Source organism: Candidatus Zixiibacteriota bacterium, from assembly GCA_035380245.1.
GTDB lineage: Bacteria > Zixibacteria > MSB-5A5 > GN15 > FEB-12 > DAOSXA01.
Genome location: DAOSXA010000015.1, coordinates 1 through 5,931 on the forward strand (window position 1 = coordinate 1; position 5,931 = coordinate 5,931).

Here is a 5,931-nt window from a genome sequence, read left to right on the forward strand (position 1 = left end):
TTCGAGTTTATTTGTGCCAACACGTCAAAGATGTCGGCAAGGATGATGTTCGATCTTAGTCTTGTTCCCCAGTCTTCCACTTCCGGATGAAGTTCTCGGAACAAAGCCGAGTCCGTGGAAGAATGCTTAATAAACGAACCAAAGGCTCCCCAACTTAGGGAGCCTCCGATATCGCCTATCTCGATTCCGGCTGAAGAAATCAAGTCATGGTTAATCGCCTCGCGATGTTCTTCAATGAACCTTCGGAGGCTTAAGATTCCCCCACTGATGCGCCTGTTGCTTCCTTCGTAGCATCATTCCATGCCTTGACAAGCTGCATGATCTCATCAGTGAGAAGTCCGTTGAAGACATCTTCGGGAATATATTCCTTGAAGAACTCAATGACCTTTTCGTCCGTTCTCATGTTCTTGAGTACCAAATAAGGGACACTTGAAGCGAGTGGAATTGAATATGTCTTGTCTCCGATAGTCGCCTTCAATACTTCAATCTGTTCTTTTTTCTTGATTGTAACTTCAGCCATTTTTGAAATCTCCTTTTCTAATTAAGACTCAATGTCTCCTTCGTCTGTTACCTGTACCCAGTCACCCTGGATGGTGATATCGAGCTCAACAGCTTCATCGCCCTTGTAGTTGATGTCGCCGAGATCACTGATGAGACCATTCGAAGTGCCAACATAGGTCATTCTCTCTCCATCCTTCATTATGAAAAGGAAGGCAGCAGGATCGGGTTTACTGTCAAGGTTTACCTTGAGGAGCGTACCGTGATCACCTGTTGCGGCTGTCTTGTTCACGTTGGAAGCACCGAAAACAGTCTTGAGAGTGTTCTCTGTGATGTCCATGATCTTGCCCTTGATAGTTCCGGGATCAGAACCTGGGATAGTTCTCTTGGGTTGAAGTGCCCAGTTCTTCAGAGTCTCACTGTCACGTGCTGTAAAAGTGATACCGTCTGCATCGATATCTCCGACTATGGTCCAAGCTGTGAGCGTGTCTGTCGGATATGCAGGCAAAGTAGTTCCGGCCGGAGCCGTGTAGAACATTCCGGAAGCGTAGCCGCCTCCGAGCATAACATTATCTGCCATTTTTTTACCTCCTATTGATAGTAGTAAATTCTTGATGTGCCACTATATTTAACCTCGCCGAGCACATAGCGAGGTCAGGTCTCACGGGATCAGATCCCCACGATCCTGATGAATTGACTGTCACCATTCTGATTGCAGTCGTTTGCTCGTCTGATATCTTCTTCAATACGCCGATCGCGTTTCTTAGAAGTTCGTCTGCTGCCTCTTCTGACTCTGCTCTGGCATCGAGAACGATGTCAACCGAGTCGATGGTGTTCTTATCAGAACCACCGACTCTCTGGACTTCAAGGGAAGGAACTTTGAACTTCGCAGGAAGCGGTCTGCAGTAGATGTCGAAGTAGTCAGTCAAAGCGAGTCTGACGATGTTCTCTATATCAATGCTTCTGAGTATTTCCATATCACACCGCCCTGCTCAATGCTTTATTTTCGGATTCGGCTCTCACACTCGCCTCATCGGTCGTAGCTACACCGGCGACCCATCTGGTCGGCTTCTTGACTGCGTTAGCCGTATAGCCTTCAGATGGTTCCGAGATATTAGCTGTCGCTGTTGTTGCGATTCGCTTCGCTTGCGAAAGAGCCAATTCTCTAACACCTTCCGACTGGAGTATCTCGACGAATCCTGCATTCTTCCATTCAAACCGAACATTCCTTGCCATAAATCAACCCTCCCGTCTAACGAGGTTGAGCTGAATGTGGGAAGTCCTTGACGGACCTGTCCACTTGCGTGGCGCACCGTTTATCTCAAAGGTCTGACCGTCAAACTCAATACGATCTCCAGCCTTTGCATCTGTTCCTTCGGGAACATAAGCCGTCCAACTGTCATTGATACCAAGAACGCGTCCATCCTGGGACAGTGAAGTCGATGCAGGCTGTATGGAGCAGCCTGTCACCGTTGTCTTCTCTGTGTTTGTCCAGTCGGGCACTTCTGAGCCACGAGATGTGGTTGTTGTCTTGGCCCTCACTACCGTGATGGTCTGATTAGCGAATGAGGGAAGCATCAAAAACACCTCTCTCTCGGCTTCATAAGATTCAATGCGTCGATCTTCTGCACCTTCAAGCCCAGAGCCTTCATATCAGTCGGCCAGAGCTTGATAGCTCCGCTTGAGTTAGGCAAGCTATAAGACTGAGATACACCACCGGCTGCTTCTGCGTATGACGCGACAGGAAGCTGATTTCCGGGAGTGTTCAACTCGCGGATAACGACGTCACACGTCACGCTCTTAGCCACATCCGCGAGGATAGGTGTTGCTGCGATCATCTGGTCGTAGTCTCTGCCTGTTCTCTGCGCCTCGACTCTGATCAGATTGCTGATGACAGGGATCAGATAGCCTGCTCTCGTCTGCTCTTCAGATGTGAGCGATCTCTTGAGATTGATGACATCTTGTACTGTAGCAAAGTCTGACATCGCGCTTACCTCGTTACTTCTTTAGTCTTCTTTGTGGTTCTTTTACGCGCCGGAGTTTTCTTAACATCTTCTACGGACTCGGCTGGTGGCACCGCTGGTGCCGGTGTAGCCTTCTCAGGCTTCTTGGCATCAACGGGCATCCACAAACCACCAAGCTCGGAGTCGACATTTACGACCGCTCCGGTCTTAACGTTACGGTAACGCATTAGGACTCAGAGGACTCTATTCTTGCGAAAGCACTTCCGTCAAGAATAGCCCAACCGATCCATGCTTCTGCACGGAGATATACCTGATTGTATCCCTTAAGGTCTGCAGCTGTGTTATCTGGATCACCATACTCGATAACATCAAAGTTAATGATGTCTGCATAGCCCCATTTGAAAGCGTTCTGGAAGTCACCTGCGTAAGCGTACTCACCATTTACCACGGATACTGTGCTGTTGATGTCAACAGGAACACCGTTGATGGATGCAGGTGCATTACCCCAACCAAGCTCAGGATACTGCTTAACGCCGCCTACCTTTAGCTTAGCAAGATCTGCTGCAAAAGTCTTGCTCATGGCGATACCGTTGAAGTCGTAGTCACCGATAGCTGTAACAGCAGACTCGATGTTTGCTTCAGGGTTAAGAGCTGAATATGTAACGGGAGTCACATGCTCATTCGTGTCGAAGGAGTTCTTGCCGATCAAAGCTGTCGCGGCAGCACCTGTTGCAGGATTCGTGCCGTGCATAACCATGATGTCGAGACCGCGAGCGATCTTGCCTGCGAAAGCCTCAGAGAAAGCTCTGAGGTATTCGAGTTGCTTTTCTTCGGAGCAACGAATGAATTCGTCAGATACTCTCTGACCGTATTCGATCTTGAGAGGAACCATCTTGATGGTGTCGTTAGATCCAGTGTGAGAACCCTTCGCGCCACCCTCTGCTACGAGGTTGACCTCTCCGCTCATGGAGAAGACCATAACGTCTGTTCCTGAGAAAGCGATAGGTGTCTGCTCTGCTAACTTAGCGATAGATGACTTCCCCTTCGCGCCTGTGAATACCTCTCTCACCAATTCGTGAGGGAATTTAGTTGATGTGAATGCCATTTTTACATCCTCCTTAAATTAATCGTTTTTGATCGCGGACAATACTGACTTGAATGCCGTCTTTGACGAATCAAGAGTCTCGCCCGACTCTGGGTTCTTAGTCGGGAGCGGTGCGCCGTTTCCAACTAGCTTCTTTAGGGATTCCGCGTCAGCTCTGATAGACTGCTCGTCTTCTCCGCTGATACGGCCTATCCACTCGTGTGAAAGCCCCACCTCGTGAGCTATCCGGCTCTTTAACGAGGCCGTCTCGTATGTTTTGTTCTGTGCCATGAGGTCTTCAATGGTCTGAGAGTCAGTCTCACGAGCTTTCTTGTATTCTTCAAGAGTCTGATTAGCTTCTTCGAGTGCTTTCTGATGGTCAGACGGTGAGATCCAACCTTCATAGCGCTTGTTGGTCGCTTCACGCTCTCTCTTCAAGCGTTCCTTGACGATATTGTCAAGCTCTTCCTGTGTCTCAATGGCCTTGAATGTGCTTTCTGTTGTTTCTGACATAATGTAGTCCTTTCCCCGATTTCAATCCGTTTCGGTAAACGTTAATAACTAACGCGTTGCTTTTTGGCCACCTTGGCCGTGTCGCAAGCGTGAGTCGCTAAAATAACAGACTCTATCAGAGCGACTTCAATGTCGTCGTCTAGAGTCTTATAGCCGTAGCCACCGCCGGAACCGATAGCTCGATGCTGGCAGTTAACTACGCTCTGTCTTAATCCAGGTTGCCCTGAATGACACAGCGTCTTGTTAGCTATGGCGGTTTCGAAGCCTGACGAAGCCTGAATAACTTCCTTAACTGTCGCCGCGTTCACGTTCTTGAGCTTTTGCTCTTTGCACTCCCGAAGGAATGTCTCAAGCCCGGAAGCACCGTCTACCAAGACTGCTTGCGCTTTGCTCTTCGTGAGGAAGTTGATGATCCAGTCGTTACCGTCTCTCTGGTTCCTACAATCAATGGCTTCGACGAATATCTTGCCGTCGTCGGTCTTAACAGCGACTGCAAGAACCACGTTCTGGCCATCACGCCCAAACTTGACGCCTGCAAATATCGGGGGCGCGAGCTTCGGTGTGACTTCCGCCTTGAGCTCGTCCCAATCGGGAGCTGCTATGGCGGATTGTTGACTATACTTGATCCAGAGCCCTAAGCGTTGAATGTTGAAGTCAATGTCATCGCCGTTTATCTCATCCTGGACTATTCTCTCGGTGAGGATCGTTCCAAGTGATGGCGATGTCGCGTACCAGGCGTTCTTGTCCTTAACATCGGTCTTGTGATCAACAGACCACTCCGCCCATCCTCCGTTGATAGAGTCTCCCTGTAAGGTCTTATCTCTAAAGTCACGGAAGACGTCTCCTGCAGAGACCGCTGTCGGCGGAGTTCCACACATCAGCGTCTGCGGATTCTTGGACGATGATACGACGTAGTTTAAGGCCGTCTGCTGCTGCTTAGTGTACTCTTGTGCCTCGTCTATGACAAGTAAGTCATATCCGGAACCAAGAGCGCCAGAAGACGTCCTGGTGCGAAAGTCGATAACCGCTCCATTTGTCATCTCTATGCGCTCTTTGCCGTATGCCTTATACGAAGATTTTGGCTTGATGCCTATCCCGTCAAGCATAGCCAACAGACGCTCCCACGCGATGTGGGCTGTATCTGTAAGATGCGCTGTGTGTAGGATATGCTCGCCGTTAAACAAGCCCCATAGCTCACGCTGTGTCAGTATCTCGGTCTTGCCGTTTCGTCGTGGAACTGAATAGCCAAACTTTGTGTGTGTCCACAAGTCATCGTCATTAATCGCCATGATGTCGCTGAGTATTAAGGCTTGCCATTCCTGACATGTTTTGCCGCTTAGGCTGTAAAGCTGGACTGCTTCATCACCGTAAGACTTCTCATACGGTAGCATTACTGATTGAGTCGGGATCTGATTCCCAACTCTACTCATTCTGTGTTAATCCTCCTTCTGGCTTGTCTCGTGAATGTATTCTCATATTCACCTCCACCTCCGCTAATTGTGTGATGCTCGATCTGTAACACGTTCTCTGTATTCGGAGCCGTTCCGCTCCGTGATGAAGTCGATAGTGCATCGGCAGTTCTCGTGTCTGCGCCATACGTCGTTCCCCGTCCGTCTGACATCTTTATAGTCATAGGTACCTGCTACGGCTCTACACCATGCACAAGCCCCTGCTTCGGGATGTCTTACGACCTTTGACTGTACTCCGGCATTGCTCAGCACGGTAGCGTTACTCCTAATTGACTCGTCGACCACGTTCTGCGAGAAGTTGACTATCTGGTCGTAGAATGTATTCTCGATGTTCACGAACTCGGGATTGTTCCGGAGCTCCGTGACGATGCCGTACGCTCTGTCGCCGTCAAACATCGGCGGC

The 5,931-nt window shown here is 49.4% G+C and carries 9 protein-coding genes; all 9 read right to left on the reverse strand.

Translation table 11 applies throughout. From position 1 onward, the window contains the following. Positions 1 to 250: 250 nt before the first annotated feature. Positions 251 to 520, reverse strand: coding sequence for a hypothetical protein (locus PLF13_14740; GenBank protein ID HOP08526.1), 270 nt, complete (start codon positions 518 to 520; stop codon positions 251 to 253). Between the two features lie 21 nt (positions 521 to 541). Continuing rightward, positions 542 to 1,078, reverse strand: a complete 537-nt coding sequence (locus tag PLF13_14745; protein ID HOP08527.1) for a hypothetical protein — start codon at positions 1,076 to 1,078, stop codon at positions 542 to 544. 4 nt (positions 1,079 to 1,082) lie between these two features. Next, positions 1,083 to 1,475, reverse strand: a complete 393-nt coding sequence (locus tag PLF13_14750) for a hypothetical protein (GenBank protein ID HOP08528.1) — start codon at positions 1,473 to 1,475, stop codon at positions 1,083 to 1,085. A gap of 1 nt (position 1,476) precedes the next feature. Next, positions 1,477 to 1,734: a hypothetical protein gene (locus tag PLF13_14755; GenBank protein HOP08529.1), complete on the reverse strand. Its 258-nt coding sequence runs from the start codon at positions 1,732 to 1,734 to the stop codon at positions 1,477 to 1,479. 341 nt (positions 1,735 to 2,075) lie between these two features. Next, positions 2,076 to 2,483, reverse strand: coding sequence for a Gp19/Gp15/Gp42 family protein (locus PLF13_14760; protein HOP08530.1), 408 nt, complete (start codon positions 2,481 to 2,483; stop codon positions 2,076 to 2,078). 205 nt (positions 2,484 to 2,688) lie between these two features. After that, a complete protein-coding gene (locus PLF13_14765) occupies positions 2,689 to 3,567 on the reverse strand; it encodes a phage major capsid protein (protein ID HOP08531.1) in 879 nt (292 codons plus the stop codon). Positions 3,568 to 3,585: 18 nt separating this feature from the next. Beyond that, complete coding sequence (locus tag PLF13_14770) at positions 3,586 to 4,059, reverse strand: DUF4355 domain-containing protein (GenBank protein HOP08532.1); 474 nt, start codon at positions 4,057 to 4,059, stop codon at positions 3,586 to 3,588. A gap of 41 nt (positions 4,060 to 4,100) precedes the next feature. Next, the gene (locus tag PLF13_14775) at positions 4,101 to 5,489 is read right to left on the reverse strand and encodes a terminase large subunit (protein ID HOP08533.1); all 1,389 of its coding nucleotides are present in this window, start codon (positions 5,487 to 5,489) and stop codon (positions 4,101 to 4,103) included. A 63-nt stretch (positions 5,490 to 5,552) separates the two neighbouring features. Continuing rightward, positions 5,553 to 5,931 (reverse strand): hypothetical protein (locus PLF13_14780; protein HOP08534.1); only part of this gene is annotated, 379 nt, incomplete at its 5' end.

Bases quoted from the DNA above. Each gene is read 5' to 3' on its own strand.
- PLF13_14740 (HOP08526.1), bottom strand. From the start codon at position 520: ATGGCTGAAGTTACAATCAAGAAAAAAGAACAGATTGAAGTATTGAAG.
- PLF13_14745 (HOP08527.1), bottom strand. From the start codon at position 1,078: ATGGCAGATAATGTTATGCTCGGAGGCGGCTACGCTTCCGGAATGTTC.
- PLF13_14750 (HOP08528.1), bottom strand. From the start codon at position 1,475: ATGGAAATACTCAGAAGCATTGATATAGAGAACATCGTCAGACTCGCT.
- PLF13_14755 (HOP08529.1), bottom strand. From the start codon at position 1,734: ATGGCAAGGAATGTTCGGTTTGAATGGAAGAATGCAGGATTCGTCGAG.
- PLF13_14760 (HOP08530.1), bottom strand. From the start codon at position 2,483: ATGTCAGACTTTGCTACAGTACAAGATGTCATCAATCTCAAGAGATCG.
- PLF13_14765 (HOP08531.1), bottom strand. From the start codon at position 3,567: ATGGCATTCACATCAACTAAATTCCCTCACGAATTGGTGAGAGAGGTA.
- PLF13_14770 (HOP08532.1), bottom strand. From the start codon at position 4,059: ATGTCAGAAACAACAGAAAGCACATTCAAGGCCATTGAGACACAGGAA.
- PLF13_14775 (HOP08533.1), bottom strand. From the start codon at position 5,489: ATGAGTAGAGTTGGGAATCAGATCCCGACTCAATCAGTAATGCTACCG.